This window comes from Janthinobacterium sp. Bl 1 (assembly GCF_058215535.1).
In genome coordinates, this window is the sequence record NZ_CM177086.1 from 1,256,781 (window position 1) to 1,271,611 (window position 14,831).

A 14,831-nucleotide genomic window follows, 5' to 3' on the forward strand; every position below is an offset into this window, starting at 1 on the left:
GCAGTACATGGACAAACGTTTCGAGCCCCACGCCCGCCTGGCAGCCATCATCTTCCTGTTGATCGGCTGCTTTTTCGTCTTGCGGCCCTTCCTGGCCGCCATGCTGTTTGCCGCCTGCGTGGGCATTTCCAGCTGGCCTTTGTACCTGCTGCTGCTCGAACGCCTGAAAGGCAGGCGCAACTGGGCGGCCGCCATCATGACCTTGTCGCTGCTGCTCGTCATCGTGCTGCCGCTGGCCCTCGTCACCTATAACCTGGCCGATAACGTGTCGCGCATCTATGAACAGTTGCGCGCCGCGCTGGAAACGGGCAGCGTGCATCCGCCGGCCTGGCTAGCCAGCATTCCCGTGGTGGGCGAAACCATCGCCGGCTACGTGGATCGCCTGCTCGCTGACCGTGAGGAATTACTCAATTTAGGCAAGACGATGCTGGAACCGGCGCGCCATTTCCTCGCTTCCGGCGGCATCCTGCTGGGCACGGGCCTGGCGCAGACCAGCCTGGCCGTCTTCGTCAGCTTCTTCCTCTACCGCGACGGAGAGCAGCTGAGCCGCGCTCTGATGACGGGCGCCGGCCGCATCATCGGCGACAGCGCGCCCGGTGTGGGCCTGACCATCAGCCGCACCGTGCGCGGCGTCATGTATGGCTTGTTGGGCACGGCGCTGGCGCAGGCGCTGGTGGCCGTGGTGGGTTTTTTGATCGCCGGCGTGCCGGCCGTGGCCCTCTTGGGTGTGGCCACCTTCATCTTTTCGCTGATCCCCGTCGGCCCGCCCTTGATCTGGGGCGGCGCCGCCATCTGGCTGTTCAATGACGGCCAGACGGGCTGGGGCATCTTCATGCTGGTGTGGGGCGGATTGCTGATCAGCGGCGTGGATAACGTCGTGAAACCCATGCTGATCAGCCGCGGCAGCAGCCTGCCGTTTTTGCTGGTGCTGCTCGGCGTGCTGGGCGGCGTGCTGGCCTTCGGCTTCGTCGGCATCTTTATCGGGCCGACCCTGCTGGCAGTGCTGTACAGCTTGCTGCAAACATGGACGGTGGGCGAGACCACCGTGCCGCAGGGCAAAGATACCCTGACGAGCAAGAAGTAATTAATCTCTTAAATCCGCATCCAGGTCGCGCTCCTGCTTCGGGATCACTTTGATCAGCACGATGCGGGGCCCGTTCATCTTCTTGACGACGATGTCGAAGTCGACAAAAGTGATGCGCTGGCCCTGCTTCGGAATGTCACCGAGCTTGACCATGATCAAGCCGCCCACCGATTCCACGTCGTCCAGTCCCAGTTCCTCGTTTTCGATATCGATGCCGAGGATGCGTTCGAGCGAGAAGATGGGCAGGCTGGCCTTGCCGATCAGGGTGCCGTCGCTCTGCTTGAGCCAGTCGTTCTCATTGCGGCGGAATTCGTCGCGGATTTCGCCGACCATGGCGCCGAGCAAGTTATCCAGGGTGATGAAACCCAGCGGGCGTTTGCCTTTTTCGCCGATCAGGGCGAAGTGCGGGGCGCCGTCGCGGAAGCGGCGGAACAGTTCCAGTGCCGGCGTGCGCGCGGAAATGATGTCCACGGGACGCAGGAACGGCGTGAGCGAGGTGATCGGCTTGCCCGCCTGCTGGGCAAAGAACAGATCCTTGAGGTGCACGACACCGAGCACGTCGTCTTCATTCGTGTCGAAATACGGGTAGCGGCTGAAGCGGTTGCGCAGCACCGTGTCGAGGTTTTCTTCCAGGGTGTTCGACGCGTGCAGGGCGATCACTTCATTGATCGGGCGCATCAGGTCCGACACCGTCATCTGTTCGAAATCGAGCGACTGCGCCAGGATGTTGCGCTCGTCGCGCGTAAACTTTTCGCCGGGCTGGCTGGTGCGCAGGATCAGTTTCAGTTCTTCGGACGAGTAATGGGCGTCGTGGCCGCCCTTGCCGGACAGGCCCGCCAGGCGCAGCACCCAGTTGGCGCTGGCGTTGAGCAGGTAGATGGCCGGATACATGGTCCAGTAAAAGCCGTACAGGGGAATCGCGCTCCACAGGCCGACGGCTTCCGGGTTGCGGATGGCCATCGATTTGGGCGCCAGTTCGCCCACGACGATGTGCAGGAAGGAAATCACGCTGAAAGCGACGACGAAGGAGACGCCATGGATCAGCTCTTGCGACGTGACGCCGATGGCGCCGAACAGCGGCTCGAGCAGGCCGGCGAACGCCGGTTCGCCGACCCAGCCCAGGCCCAGCGACGCCAGGGTGATGCCCAGCTGGCAGGCGGACAGATAGGCGTCCAGCTGGCCATGCACCTTGGCCAGGATGCGGCCCCGCAGTCCCTGCGTCTTGGCGATGGCGCGGATGCGCGTGCGCCGCAATGTGACGATGCCAAACTCGGCGGCAACAAAAAAACCGTTCAGCGCGACCAGGAAGAGGGCGAGCAGGACTAGCAAGACATTGTGCATGGGGGCGCTGAAGATGGGCTGGTAAAACGTCATCTTAAACGACGAAGGGCGCAGTATCCTAATTTCCGGCGAATCGGCCCTGCGGTTTTACACGATGCTGCGGCGTGCGGCGTCGACCAGCGGCGCGGCGCCCTGGTCGCCCAGCGTCTGCAACAAGTCCTCGAAGTCGTGCGCGCGGCCATGCGCCAGCTCGGCAGCGCTGAGGCCGATAATCTGCAGGAAGGCAAATTTTCCCGAGACCAGTGCATATTCTTCGGGGTAATGTTCGCTGGGCACCATGATGATGGCGCTCAGCGCGGACTGCTGGCCATCGATGGGGCCGCCAACGGACATGCGGTCCCAGGCGTCCAGCGGTTCCTGGTCACCGAAGCGGCCAGCCGCCAGCAGCATCTGATACGCGGCGAACCTGCGCACCAGCGCCAGCGCCCATGGCGACTGCTGCGGGCATTCCAGCAGCAGTTCGCGGCCCAGTCCCGTCCACTCTTCCTCCGCATCGGGTTCGTCGTCCCATGGATTGGACAGGCCCGACGACACGTAGACCCAGTGCGGCCGCGCGGGTGTCGGCGGGCATTCGAACACGCCGATATGCAGCCAGCGCGGGTCGACTTGCGTACAGTTGAACATCTGTTCGAACAGCGACAGGTCGAGCGGGTAGATGCCCGGTCCCAAGTCCCCGAACAGGGCTGTGTAGAGCGTTTCTTCGCGCTGGGTCCAGGCTGCTTCCAGAAGGCTGGTTGCGGCGCCGTCATTGCTAATGTTGGTCATGTCGGTTTACTGAAATGGATGAGCATTTGAGTATAAAACATGCAACTTTATGACGGCGTACGGTTCAATCGGCTGATGCGCGTGCCTCAGGCGGTTACCTTGGCGGGGGCCGCTTGCGGCCCGCCGCGCATGGCAAAGACCATGACGGCAGAGACGATGGCCGGGATGGCGACGACGAGGAAAATCGTGCTGTTGGGCCAGTTCAGGCGGATCAGCTCGCCACCGAGCACGGGGCCGATGATGGAGCCGATGCGCCCGATGCCCAGGCTCCAGCCGATGCCCGTCGAGCGCAGGGTGGTCGGATAGTAGCTGGCCGCCAGGGCGTTGACGGCAGGCTGGCCGCCCACCACGCAAAAGCCGGCGATGAAAATCGTGATGAACAGGAAGGCCAGCGACACGTCCGGACGGCCGATCAGGGCAATGGCCACGGCGGCGACCAGGAAACACGGCAGCAGGATGCGGCGGAAGCTCGAGCGGTCGATCAGCTGGCCCATGACCAAGGTGCCGATGGTGCCGCCCACTTGCAGTGCCGTGCCGGCCAGCACGGCGTTGGCCGTCGACAGGCCCGCTTCCTTGGCGATGGTCGGCAGCCAGTTCGACAGGAAATACAGGTTCAGCAAGTTCATGAAGTTGATGACCCACAGCAATATCGTCATCTTGGCGCGGCCGCCCGTAAACAATTGCAGCACGGGCGCGCCCTTGTGCTCCTTCTCATGCACGAGGTATTGCGTGTCGGCCGTGATGGTCACCGTCGGGTCGATGCGTTTGAGCCACTTGGCGACCTTGTCCAGCTTGCGTTTCTTGAGCACGAGGAATTGCATCGATTCCGGCAGCAGGAAGAACATCAGCACGCCGATGACGAGCGGCACCACGCCGCCCACGTAAAACACGGATTGCCAGCCGAAGGCGGGAATCAGCGCGGCGGACAGATAGCCGCCCAGCACGGCGCCCAGGGTAAAACCGCACGAGACCAGCATCATCAGCGTGACTTTCTTGCGCAGGGGGCTGTATTCGCCGGCCAGCGCCATGGCGTTCGGCATCACGGCGCCCAGGCCCAGTCCCGTGATGAAGCGGATCAGCTGCAATTGCTCGATGGTCGTTGCCAGCGGCGTGACCAGCATGCACAGCGAAAAGAAGATGGTCGAGCCGATCAGCACAGGACGGCGGCCGAATTTGTCGGCCGTGATGCTGAAGACGAGCGAGCCGACCAGCATGCCCAGCAAGCCCGCGCCAAACACGGGGCCCAGGTTGGCCTTGCTGACATGCCAGTCGGCAATGATGGCCGGGGCCACATAGCCCATCGCCTGCACGTCGAAGCCATCCATGATGACGCATAGCCCGCACAGGATCAGCATGCCGATCTGGAAGGAGCCGATCTTGTTGTTATTGATGAGATCGGGAATATCGATCGTCTTGCCTGCCGTGGACATGGTGCCGCTCCTGTTTTTTATGGTGATCGCGCCCTTCCAGCGAGGGATGGGCGCGTGTTTGTCTCAGGCTTTATTACAATCGCTTTTGATTGATTATTCAAACGTTATTTTCGAATGGATTTATCAGGTTTCCTTGTGAATCTTCGTGGTGCCCTGGATGGCCGCCAGGATCACGTCGAGCGCCGGGTGCATGATCTTGCGCTCGTTCGAGATGACGTAAAACTGTTCGCGCAGGGATGAGGCGTCGCCGACCAGCACGGCGCCGAATTGCTCTTCGATATCGGCCGCCAGGCTGGCGGACGCGAAGAACAGGCCCAGGCCCTTGCGGCCAAACGCATTGAGCATGGCGTTGTCCTCGAATTCGCCGACCACGTCGGGACGCACGCCCTGCTGCACCATCCATTCGTCGATGCGCCCGCGCAAGGCGTTATTGCGCGCCGGCAGCAGGAACGGCGCGCCGTGCAGGCTGTGCGGGAAATTGTCGCGGTATTGTTCGGCCAGCGCGGGGATACCGAACAGCTTCATGGCGCTCTCGCCCCACAGATGGCTGGACACGCGCAGGCTGGCGCCGGCCGGCACGGCGCGGTCCGTCAGCACCAGGTCCAGCTTGTGCAGGGCAAGGTCGGCCAGCAGGGATTCGAATTCGTCTTCCAGGCACACGAGCTTGATGGGCTGGTCCAGGCTGCGCGTGGCGTCGAGCATGCGGTACGCCATCAGTTTCGGCAGCGAATCGGAAATGCCCACCGTCAGGCGCATCTTTTCCGCGTCCGCGTCGGCCAGCGCGTCCTGCATCTGCTCGCCCAGCAGGAAAATCTGGTCCGCATAGCCGAGCGCCAGGCGGCCCGCTTCCGTCGGCACCAAGCGCCGTCCCTGCGGCTGCAGCAGGGATTTGCCCAGTTCCTTTTCCAGCAGGGCCAGCTGCGTGCTGATGGTTTGCACGGCCAGTCCCAGCCGTTCAGCCGCGCGCGTCACGCCGCCTTCCTTGGCGACCACCCAGAAGAAGTACAAATGGCGGTAATTGAAGCCCGTGGTTTTCATCGCTGCATCCTCTATCTTCTGTTTTTACGAAGTAATACTTCCATTATCTTCTATTTTTAAATGTGTCACACGTCCCTATACTACGTTCCATTGAATTTGGATAAAGGGAACTATCGATGAAACATTTCAGAGTGTCATTTCTAGTGACATTTATCTGCCTGGGCATTTCCGCCTGGTGGGGTTACACGCACGGTGGCGTGCAGACGATGCTGGCGGCGCTCGGTATCGCGGTGATCCTGGGCGTGATGGAAGTCTCGCTGTCGTTCGACAACGCGGTGGTCAACGCTTCGGTGCTGAAGAACTGGGACAAGTTCTGGCAGGGCCTGTTCCTGGGCGTCGGCATCATCATCGCCGTCTTCGGCATGCGTTTGCTGTTCCCGCTGGTCATCGTGGCGCAAGCGGCGGACCTGGGCTTGATGGAAGTCTGGAATCTGGCACTGAGCAATCCTGAACAGTACTCGATGCACCTGACGAATCACCATGCGGAAGTGGCGGCTTTCGGCGGCATCTTCCTGCTGCTGGTCTTCCTGAACTTCCTGCTGGACGACGAAAAAGAAACGCACTGGCTGGGCCGTATTGAAGAAAAACTGGGCGCGCTGGGCAAGGTATCGTCGATTTCCGTGATGATCGCGCTGGGCACCCTGATGGCCAGCCTGTCGATGATCGAAGAAGGCCAGAAACTGGTGGTCCTGACGGCCGGCCTGTGGGGTATCCTGACCTACGTGGGTGTCGACGTGATCAGCGGCTTGCTGGAAGGCGATAACGGCGACGGCAACATGGGCGACATCGTCAAGCGCGGCGGTATTGGCGGCTTCCTGTATCTGGAAGTGCTCGACGCTTCGTTCAGCTTTGACGGCGTGATCGGCGCGTTTGCCATCACCAAGGATGTCGTGATCATCATGCTGGGCCTGGCTATCGGCGCGATGTTCGTGCGTTCGATGACGGTGTTCCTGGTGCGCAAGGGTACGCTCGACGAGTTTGTTTATCTGGAGCACGGCGCGCACTATGCGATCGGTATCCTGGCCGTGATCATGTTGGTCAGCATGAAGTTCCACATTCCCGAGATCTTCACGGGTCTGATCGGCGTGGCTTTCATTCTCGCCTCGCTGTGGTCGTCGATCCGTTACAAGCGACGCATGGCCTTGCTGGAAGGCACGGAAGATAAACAGCCTGAGCTGGAAGCAGCAGCCAAGGCGTAAGAGATACGCGGCAAACGCCACACCCGTTTGCCAGCGTGATGCAGCAAGCGCCGCCGCCGGCCTGGGGAGTCGGGCCGGTGGAGGGCGCCAGGTGTTTTGCAAGTTAATTATTCGCTGGACTTTTATTTCACATAGGAGAAATACATCATGGCAATCAGTCTGCAAAAAGGCGGCAACGTCAACCTGAGCAAAGAAGCTCCTGGCATCTCGAAGATGATCATCGGCCTGGGCTGGGATGCCCGCGCCACCGATGGCGCCGCGTTCGACATCGACGGTTCCGTATTCCTGTTGAAGGCCGATGGCAAGGTACGCGCCGACGTCGACATGATTTTCTACAACAACCTGAAATCGAGCGACGGTTCCGTCACTCACTCGGGCGACAACACCACGGGCGCTGGCGATGGCGATGATGAAACCGTCATGGTCGACCTGGCCACGGTGCCAGCCGAGATCGACAAGATCGCCGTCTGCGTCACGATTCACGATGCCGAAGCGCGCAAGCAAAACTTTGGTATGGTATCGAAAGCATACGTACGCTGCGTGAACGCCAACGGCAACACGGAAATCGCCCGCTTCGACCTGTCGGAAGACGGCTCGGCCGAAACGGCGATGGTCTTCGGCGAAATCTACCGCAATGGCGCCGATTGGAAATTCAAGGCCATCGGCCAAGGCTACAAAGGCGGTCTGGGCCCACTGGCGGCCTCTTTCGGCGTCGGCGTATAAGGTCGCCRCATTAACGGCGGTTCATTATGTGGACCGTCTCCATCATTGCCTAGTTGAGGAAGGAACAGTCATGCCAGTTTTTAGTATTACCGGGGACGTCGACCCGTTCCTGCATGTGTCGCTTGCCAAGGGCGAGAAGATTTATTGCGAATCCAATGCGATGGTGATGATGGAAACCAATCTTGAGCTGAAAGGCAAGATGACTGGCGGCATAGGCGCCGCGCTGATGCGCACCTTTGCCAACGGGGAATCGTTCTTTCAGCAGCATATCGAAGCCATGCGGGGCGACGGCGACTGTCTGTTGTCGCCGACTCTGCCTGGCGCGATGCGGGTGCTCGAGGTGGGCGCCCAGCAATACATGATCAGCGACGGCGCCTTCGTGGCGGCCAGTTCTGGCGTGGAATTGAAGGTGCGCACGCAGAGCCTTGGCAACGCGCTGTTTGCCCAGAGCGGTGGTTTTTTCATTACCGAGACGGCAGGCAGCGGCCAGTTGGCGGTGTCCGGTTTTGGCGCGATGTCGATACTGGAAGTGACGCCTGGCAAGGACGTGGTGATCGATAACTCGCACGTCGTGTGCTGGGACAACCGCCTGCAATACGAAATTTCCATGACGACCGGCAGCAGCGGCGGCTTTCTGGGCAATTTGATCAACAGCCAGACCAGCGGCGAGGGCATGGTATTGAAGTTTTCAGGCACGGGAAAAATCCTCGTGTGCTCGCGCAACCGCGCGGCCTTCCTCGCCTGGACCCAAAGCAAGCCGGCGTAACTCATATTGCATGTAACCAACCTAACAGGAGCTATGCGTATGTCTGTCAATTTGAGCAAAGGCCAGAAGATTTCTCTGGACAAAGAAGCTGGTACCACCCTGACCCGTATCACCATGGGCCTGGGCTGGGATGCGGCCAAGACCAAGGGTTTCCTCGGTTTCGGTTCGAAGACGGAAGCCGTCGACCTGGACGCGTCGTGCGTCATGTTCGATGAAAACAAGAGCACGTCCGACATCGTCTGGTTCCGCCAGCTGAAAAGCAAGGACGGCAGCATTGTCCACACGGGCGACAACCGTACGGGCGCGGGCGATGGCGACGACGAACAGATCAATGTCGATCTGTCGAAAGTCCCGGCACACGTGAAAAGCCTGGTCTTCACCGTCAACAGCTTTACTGGCCAGAACTTCTCGCAGGTGGAAAACGCCTATTGCCGCATCTTGAATGCCAGCAATAACCAGGAAGTCGCGCGTTTCAACCTGTCTGTGCAAGGTACCCACACGGCACAGATCATGGCCAAGCTGTACCGCCATAACGGCGAATGGAAGATGCACGCCATCGGCGAAAACGGCAACGGTCGCACCTTTGACGACTTGATGCCGCAAATTACCGTGCATCTATAAGGAGCAGTACGCAGCGGGCGGGGGACGGACCGGATACCGGCCCTTGTCCGCTGCTCTATATTTAAGGAGAGTATGTCGTGATGCGATTGCTGATAGCCTTGCTACTTCCGTGTCTCACGTTTTTCATGCTGGGGCGCCCGCTGGCCGGTGCCGCCGCCTTGATCTTGCAGTGCACTGTGATCGGCTGGGTGCCGGCGGCCCTGTGGGCCCTGTACACGGTGAACCAGCATAAATCGGAGCAGGAACTGGAAGGTGCGTTAAGCCGCAGCTACATGCGCAGGCGTAGTCGGTTGATTTAAATCAGCCGGGCGCTTGGAATCCTTGCGCTAAAGCCCGCACGAGCGATCGTGCGGGCTTTTTCGTGCGCGCTCACTTCTTGCAGCGTATCGGCACGTTCACGGAATTGCCGTCCGAACTCAGGTTGCGGTACTGCAAATCTTCGCTTTCGATGGCAAAGCGGGGCACGGCGTGCACATAGCGCTGCTTGCAGACGGTATCGTCATTGATCAGCTGGCCCGCCAGCATGTAGTCGCACAGGGCGAAGCGCGATTCCTCGTCGTCGAGGATCAGCACGCGCGCGGCGCTGTACAGGGCCGATTGCAATACTTCCGGGCTGCAATTTTCCGGGCCCGTCAGCTTCAGATGGGTTTTCGTTTGCGTAGCCAGGCGTTGCAGCTTGACGAGGGCGGCGCGCTCTTCCTTGCGGGCACTGTCGACTTGCGCATCGCCGCTGGCCAGGCGCAGCGCCAGCGAGGCGATCTGGTCGATGGAAATATGCCAGGCAAAGCCTTCCAGCCGCGTGCGGATCTGGCCCGGCAAGGGATCGGCCGCATCGACTTCGCAGCGGTACTGGCCCAGATGGGGACGGCACAGCACGGGGATGGCAAAGGCCGAGGTACGCTTGCCCTTGACGAATTTCTGGCTCAGATCGCCAAAGTTTTCATGCGTGATGGTATCGAAGCGGGCTTGCCCAAAACCCATCTTGACGAGGTTTTCCTTGCGCTGGCGCGAAAACAGGGCGTCGACGGCGTCGTAGATATTCTTGTTGAAAATGCGGTCCAGCGGCTGGCGCTCGTCCGACATTTTTTCGAAGACGGCGCTGGAATTGGGCGCGTTGGCATCGATGGAAATGAGGATGAAGGGCTTGCTGTTCAGGCGCGGCGGCACGACGGCCATGTCGTTGCCGTACAGCTGCGTCAGTGCCACATCCCACAGGGTTTCCACGCCCAGGTTGTCGGCCGCGCCGCCATCGAACAGGTGCACGTACGACGGCGATTCGCGCGACTCGGAACCGAGTTCCGGCACGAAGGTGTTTTTCGGGCGGAAACGCTCGAAAGTGACGGAATCGAACACGCCGGGAAAGGCGGCCGAGGTGGCCACGGCCGTGGCCAGGCGGATATCCTGGATCGGCGAATGCAGGGTGCCGTAAAAATACTCATAAGAAAACACTACGCGCTTGCCGCCATCGGTGGCGTCCGTCGCGTTGGCCAGGAAGATGGGGCCGTCGTGCGGCAAGTCCTGATAGGTTTTCTGGTCGTACAGCACATCGTCCAACACGTCGGACAGGAACGAGGTACGCGTCTTGTTCGTCAACAACATCGTCGTCAGGTTGGCCGGTTTCAAAATGGTCTGGCCGAAGAAATCCGTTTTCAGTTTGCTGCGCAACAAAGGCCAATCCGTCTGCTTGCCATGCAGCGCATAGTAGCCGCCCGCGATGGCGCCGCCCGACACGCCGGAGATGGCTGAAGCGCCGCTGACGAGGCCGAACTGTTCCAGCTGCTCCAGCGAGGCGGCCGAGAAATTGGCTGCGCGGCTGCCCCCGCCGGACAGCGCGATGCCGATGAAGTGGTCGTTGGGCATGGGATTCTGGATGCGCGCCTTGGGCGCGTCGATGCGCAGGCGCGGAGCTTCCTGCACGGTGAACATGCGGTTTTCGACGCCGCTGTTGGGGCGCAGGGCGAGTACCGTGCAGCCGCTCAGCAGCGCAACGAGGATACATGGTGCAAACAAGCGTGGATTCATGCGTGATCTGTGCGTAGTCATTGGTTGGGATACGGACGGAAATCGTGTGCGATTCTAGCAAACTTGTCTGTGCCTGTATCTATCCTTGCAACTGGTACGCGAGGAGGGCCGCGTTGTAACCGGCATGCACCAGCATGGGCGCCAGCAGCGCGCCGCTGCGCTCGTAGGCGATGCCCGTGCACAGGCCCAGTACGAAGGCGGGCAGCATGGCGGCGGGTGGATGCATGACGGCAAACAGCGCGGCGTCGATAGTGATTGCCTGCCAGGCCGGCAGCGAGCGGCGCAAGCCGCCCTGCAGCAAGCCGCGGAAGATGAATTCCTCGCACAGGGGCGCGGCCAGCACGCCCAGGGCCAGCAGCCACAGCCAGTGCCCACCGATATGCATCGGTGGAAACGATGCAGGCCGCAACAGGGCCGCGTAGCCGATGCCGAACAGCGCCGCGGCACAGGCGCCAACGACTCCCCAGCGCCACGGCTGGCGGCCCTGTGCGATGCGCGGCACGCCGGCCGTCCCGGCGCGCCAATACACGAGGCGCAGCAGCACATACGTGAGCGCGCCGGCGCCGCCGAAGGCGATGGCCACTTGCGCCAGCGGCTCGGCCACCTTGCCCTTAAGCAGGAGCAAGGCCAGGGTTTGCAGGGTGAAGAACAGCATGGCGGCGATCAGGCCGTCCGACGCGGAAACTCTGGCTGGCGGCGAGGCGGCCGGATCGAGCAGGTAGGGTATTTCATCGCGCGCTTTTTGCCACAGGGCCACAGCCAGTGCCGCCGTCAGCACGACGAAGGCCAGCTGCTGCGCCAGGCTGCCGGCCGCCAGCGCGGCAATGTACAGGCCGGTGAGCAGCAAATACAGATATGTGTAAGTGGGGCGCACCTTGGCCGTGGTTTCCGTGGCCAGCGGATCGCTGGCAAACACGCCCAGCGCCACGGCGATCATCGAGTATAAAGGGATGCCGGCCAGGGCCAGCAGCATCAGGCCCGCCGTCTGCCATGACCAGGCGGGCAGCCAGGCCAGCGCCGCGCCGAACAGGATCAATGGATACAGCAGGGCCAGCGCGGCCCATAGCTGAGCCTTTTGCCGCAGCGCCTGCTCGACGGAGACGGGAAACGTGTACAGCAGCCACAGCGCGCCGCCTTCCTTGTTGATGGTCTGGAAGGCCGACATCAGCAGCACATAGGTGCCGAGAAAAAAGCCCGTTGAGGCCAGCAGGACGGGATTGTCCAGCAGCGCATGCAGGTCGCGCGCCTGGCCCGTAAACAGGGCCTGGCCGCCGAGGATCAGCAAGGGCATCAGCAGGGTCTGCACGAGAAAATTGCGGTCGCGCAAAAGCAACGTCAGTTCGCGCCGCTGGATCGCCGTGCCGATGCGCGGGCGCCACCGGTGTGTGGGCAATGGCGCCGCTGCCGGCTTGCGGCTGCCTTCGCGTTGTCCCTCGCCCACGACGCCGTGGCGCAACTGGCGGCGCAGGAGGGCCATGCCCAGCAACATCAGACACAGCGTTTGCGCCAGCAGCAGAGCGGCGGGCAGCAAGGCGGCCATACCCTCGGCATTGAGCAGGCGCAACAGCAGGCCCGGCGGCGTCCAGCTGCTCCAGGCGGGCATGGCGGCCGCCCACGCGTAGGCGAAGCCGCCCGTGCCCATGCCGAACGACATGCCCATATACATGGGCAACAGGCCCGCCAGAGAAATTACCGCCTGCAGATTGCCCAGCTGCGGGAGGCTGAGCGACAGGCGCAAACCCGTGTCGACCAAGGTGCGCAACATGGCGGCCAGGGCCAGCAGGACGAGGCTGGCGAGCAGGCCGGACAAAGGGGACATCCAGCCCTGGCCCGAATACCAGGCGATCACGGTCGTGCTGGGCCACAGGGCCAGCAAGCCCGTCGGATTGACGAGCGTGCGTTCGAGCACGCGCGCCCACAGCAAGGTGCTTTTCTCGACGGGCAGGGTGACCAGCCATTCCAGATCCCAGTCCGGCTTCGACAGTTCGCCCATGCCCAGCGGCAGCAGGACGCTGACCAGCCACAGCAGCGCCAACTGCAGGGTCAGCCCGCCGATCAGCGCCGCGCTGAAGGGGTGGCCGATCAATTGCGCGATGACGGGATCGAGCAGGGGCTCGCCCGTGTACAGGCTGCCCGTGGCCTGGCAGGCGGCGACCTGGTCCAGCAGGCAATGCATGTTCAGTACGCTATGGCGGGCGATGCTGCCGAAGGAAAACAGCATGGGCACGAGCAGCAATGCGCCGAGCAGCCAGCGTCCGCCACGCTTGCCCGGCGTGGCGGGGCGGCTTTTGCTGTTTTTCTTGAAGGAAAAGCCCTTGCCGCTGACGTTGAGCAGGCGCTGCAGGCGCAAGCGGGTCAGCAGCCAGACGGCACGCCAGGTGGTAGGCGGAGCGGGCGTCACGCAGAGGCCGCTTCGTCGGTCAGTTGCAGGAAGAGCTCTTCCAGGCTGCCATCGCTGGACAGCTGCTGGCGGATATCGTCGAGGCTACCCGTGGCGACCAGGGCACCTCTGCGAATGATGGCAACGCGGCTGCACAGCTTTTGCGCCATATCGAGCAAATGCGTGGAAACGAAGATCGTGGTGCCGGCGGCGGCGCGGCACAGCAAGCGTTCCTGTACGTCGCGCGAAGCACGCGGGTCGAGGCCGTTGATCGGTTCATCGAGGATCAGCACGGCCGGATCGTGTATCAGCGCGCAGGCCAGGCCCAGTTTTTTCTTCATGCCCAGCGAGTAATTGACGGCGAAATCCTCGCTCGCTTCATCGAGTCCGAATTCCGTCAGCAGGCGCGCGGCGCGGGCGGCCGCTTCCGTGCGTGAAAAACCATGCATTTCGGCCACGAATTGCAGGATTTCGCGGCCCCGCAAATAATCGTAAAAGATGGGGTTGTCGGGCAGGTAGCCCACCTTGCGCTTGACGGCGGCGCCGTCGCGGTGGCAATCGAGGCCATCGACCAGTACGCGCCCGCTGCTGGGCACGAGGATGCCCATCAGCATGCGGATGGTGGTGGTCTTGCCTGCCCCATTCGGGCCCAGGAAACCGAAGACTTCTCCTTTGCCCACTTGCAAGGTCAGCGGCTTGACGGCCTCGAATGTGCCGTACTGTTTGGACAAGCCTTCGAAGGCAATCATCGTGCATCCCAAAAGAAGCGCTGCAGGATGATCGCAGCCGCGGCTCGCCAGCCGGCGTGATGCGCAGGGCGCGGCTGTCGAGTTCGCGCTCGGCCCAGCGCTGGCGCAGGGCCAGCTGCAGCAGGGCGGCTCCCAGCGCGCCGCCCAAGTGGGCGCGCCGTTCGCTCCAGTCCAGGCAGGCACAGGCGAAGCGGCGGCGCTGGCGCTGCAATTGCGGCACGTCGATGCCCAGGGCCGCCATGCCGGCCGCGCCCGCTTCCGACAGACGATATTCGCCGCCGTCGTCGAGCAGCCAGCCTTGCGCGTGCAGCTGGTCGTGCATGGCGACGGCGACGGTGCCGGCCATGTGGTCGTAGCAGGTGCGCGCATGGCGCAGGCGGTCCGGCGTGGATGGGGTAAACGGCGTTGCCGGCACGCCGGCCACCACCAGCAGCGCTTCGAGCGCCCGCGCCACCTCCGTGCTGGCCAGCCGATAATAGCGGTGCTTGCCCTGCGCCACCATCGACAGCAAGCCGTCGTCGCGCAAGCGGCTCAAATGGGCGCTGGCCGTCGAGGCGCCCACTTCGGCCAGCGTCGACAATTCCGTGGCTGTGCGCGCATGGCCATCGAGCAGGCTGCACAGCATGCGCGCGCGCACTGGTTCGGCGATGGCGCCGGCCAGTTGCGCCAGGCCCATGTCGGCCGAGGGAAGTTTGTCATCCATGGTTCGTTCG

General features: G+C 62.3%; 13 protein-coding genes and 1 pseudogene. 6 read left to right on the top strand and 8 right to left on the bottom strand.

The window, feature by feature from the left end; genetic code table 11:
* The first annotated feature begins 7 nt into the window (after positions 1-7).
* On the top strand, positions 8-1,084 hold the full coding sequence (locus tag AC4BCN_RS05750; RefSeq protein ID WP_139091691.1) for an AI-2E family transporter: 1,077 nt from the start codon (positions 8-10) through the stop codon (positions 1,082-1,084).
* On the opposite strand, the gene AC4BCN_RS05755 is transcribed toward AC4BCN_RS05750, so the two are convergent.
* The 4 genes from AC4BCN_RS05755 to nhaR form a co-directional block, all read right to left on the bottom strand.
* On the bottom strand, positions 1,085-2,425 hold the full coding sequence (locus tag AC4BCN_RS05755) for a hemolysin family protein (RefSeq protein ID WP_034749482.1): 1,341 nt from the start codon (positions 2,423-2,425) through the stop codon (positions 1,085-1,087).
* Positions 2,426-2,512: 87 nt separating this feature from the next.
* Complete coding sequence (locus AC4BCN_RS05760) at positions 2,513-3,190, bottom strand: suppressor of fused domain protein (RefSeq protein ID WP_490492764.1); 678 nt, start codon at positions 3,188-3,190, stop codon at positions 2,513-2,515.
* A gap of 86 nt (positions 3,191-3,276) precedes the next feature.
* On the bottom strand, positions 3,277-4,620 hold the full coding sequence (locus tag AC4BCN_RS05765; protein ID WP_490492765.1) for an MFS transporter: 1,344 nt from the start codon (positions 4,618-4,620) through the stop codon (positions 3,277-3,279).
* Positions 4,621-4,743: 123 nt separating this feature from the next.
* On the bottom strand, positions 4,744-5,658 hold the full coding sequence (gene nhaR / locus AC4BCN_RS05770) for a transcriptional activator NhaR (RefSeq protein ID WP_070305709.1): 915 nt from the start codon (positions 5,656-5,658) through the stop codon (positions 4,744-4,746).
* Between the two features lie 116 nt (positions 5,659-5,774).
* Here nhaR and AC4BCN_RS05775 point away from each other — a divergent pair, with 116 nt between their 5' ends.
* The 5 genes from AC4BCN_RS05775 to AC4BCN_RS05795 all read left to right on the top strand — a co-directional run bounded on the left by AC4BCN_RS05775 (position 5,775) and on the right by AC4BCN_RS05795 (position 9,266).
* Positions 5,775-6,857 (top strand): DUF475 domain-containing protein, encoded by a 1,083-nt coding sequence (locus AC4BCN_RS05775; RefSeq protein ID WP_034748969.1) that lies wholly within the window; start codon positions 5,775-5,777, stop codon positions 6,855-6,857.
* A gap of 147 nt (positions 6,858-7,004) precedes the next feature.
* Complete coding sequence (locus AC4BCN_RS05780; protein WP_034748966.1) at positions 7,005-7,580, top strand: TerD family protein; 576 nt, start codon at positions 7,005-7,007, stop codon at positions 7,578-7,580.
* Positions 7,581-7,650: 70 nt separating this feature from the next.
* Positions 7,651-8,346 carry a TIGR00266 family protein gene (locus tag AC4BCN_RS05785; RefSeq protein WP_034748963.1) on the top strand — a complete coding sequence of 232 codons (696 nt, stop codon included), beginning with the start codon at positions 7,651-7,653 and terminating at the stop codon, positions 8,344-8,346.
* A gap of 39 nt (positions 8,347-8,385) precedes the next feature.
* Positions 8,386-8,967 (top strand): TerD family protein, encoded by a 582-nt coding sequence (locus AC4BCN_RS05790; RefSeq protein WP_490492766.1) that lies wholly within the window; start codon positions 8,386-8,388, stop codon positions 8,965-8,967.
* 80 nt (positions 8,968-9,047) lie between these two features.
* A complete protein-coding gene (locus tag AC4BCN_RS05795; protein WP_034748958.1) occupies positions 9,048-9,266 on the top strand; it encodes a hypothetical protein in 219 nt (72 codons plus the stop codon).
* Positions 9,267-9,336: 70 nt separating this feature from the next.
* On the opposite strand, the gene AC4BCN_RS05800 is transcribed toward AC4BCN_RS05795, so the two are convergent.
* The 4 genes and pseudogenes from AC4BCN_RS05800 to AC4BCN_RS05815 form a co-directional block, all read right to left on the bottom strand.
* Positions 9,337-10,989 (bottom strand): patatin-like phospholipase family protein, encoded by a 1,653-nt coding sequence (locus tag AC4BCN_RS05800; RefSeq protein WP_490492767.1) that lies wholly within the window; start codon positions 10,987-10,989, stop codon positions 9,337-9,339.
* Positions 10,990-11,068: 79 nt separating this feature from the next.
* Positions 11,069-13,390 (bottom strand): CPBP family intramembrane glutamic endopeptidase, encoded by a 2,322-nt coding sequence (locus AC4BCN_RS05805; protein WP_490492768.1) that lies wholly within the window; start codon positions 13,388-13,390, stop codon positions 11,069-11,071.
* On the bottom strand, positions 13,387-14,118 hold the full coding sequence (locus AC4BCN_RS05810; protein ID WP_490492769.1) for an ABC transporter ATP-binding protein: 732 nt from the start codon (positions 14,116-14,118) through the stop codon (positions 13,387-13,389). The genes AC4BCN_RS05805 and AC4BCN_RS05810 overlap by 4 nt, the downstream gene beginning before the upstream one ends.
* 22 nt (positions 14,119-14,140) lie before the next feature.
* Positions 14,141-14,821: pseudogene (locus AC4BCN_RS05815) on the bottom strand (ArsR/SmtB family transcription factor); the annotation flags it as partial.
* Positions 14,822-14,831: the final 10 nt, after the last annotated feature.

What these genes read in the sequence shown, in the direction of transcription:
- AC4BCN_RS05800 (WP_490492767.1), bottom strand. Translation starts at nt 10,989, where the DNA reads ATGAATCCACGCTTGTTTGCACCATGTATCCTCGTTGCGCTGCTGAGC.
- AC4BCN_RS05810 (WP_490492769.1), bottom strand. Translation starts at nt 14,118, where the DNA reads ATGATTGCCTTCGAAGGCTTGTCCAAACAGTACGGCACATTCGAGGCC.
- nhaR (WP_070305709.1), bottom strand. Translation starts at nt 5,658, where the DNA reads ATGAAAACCACGGGCTTCAATTACCGCCATTTGTACTTCTTCTGGGTG.
- AC4BCN_RS05795 (WP_034748958.1), top strand. Translation starts at nt 9,048, where the DNA reads ATGCGATTGCTGATAGCCTTGCTACTTCCGTGTCTCACGTTTTTCATG.
- AC4BCN_RS05755 (WP_034749482.1), bottom strand. Translation starts at nt 2,425, where the DNA reads ATGCACAATGTCTTGCTAGTCCTGCTCGCCCTCTTCCTGGTCGCGCTG.
- AC4BCN_RS05760 (WP_490492764.1), bottom strand. Translation starts at nt 3,190, where the DNA reads ATGACCAACATTAGCAATGACGGCGCCGCAACCAGCCTTCTGGAAGCA.
- AC4BCN_RS05765 (WP_490492765.1), bottom strand. Translation starts at nt 4,620, where the DNA reads ATGTCCACGGCAGGCAAGACGATCGATATTCCCGATCTCATCAATAAC.
- AC4BCN_RS05780 (WP_034748966.1), top strand. Translation starts at nt 7,005, where the DNA reads ATGGCAATCAGTCTGCAAAAAGGCGGCAACGTCAACCTGAGCAAAGAA.
- AC4BCN_RS05785 (WP_034748963.1), top strand. Translation starts at nt 7,651, where the DNA reads ATGCCAGTTTTTAGTATTACCGGGGACGTCGACCCGTTCCTGCATGTG.
- AC4BCN_RS05775 (WP_034748969.1), top strand. Translation starts at nt 5,775, where the DNA reads ATGAAACATTTCAGAGTGTCATTTCTAGTGACATTTATCTGCCTGGGC.
- AC4BCN_RS05790 (WP_490492766.1), top strand. Translation starts at nt 8,386, where the DNA reads ATGTCTGTCAATTTGAGCAAAGGCCAGAAGATTTCTCTGGACAAAGAA.
- AC4BCN_RS05750 (WP_139091691.1), top strand. Translation starts at nt 8, where the DNA reads ATGGACAAACGTTTCGAGCCCCACGCCCGCCTGGCAGCCATCATCTTC.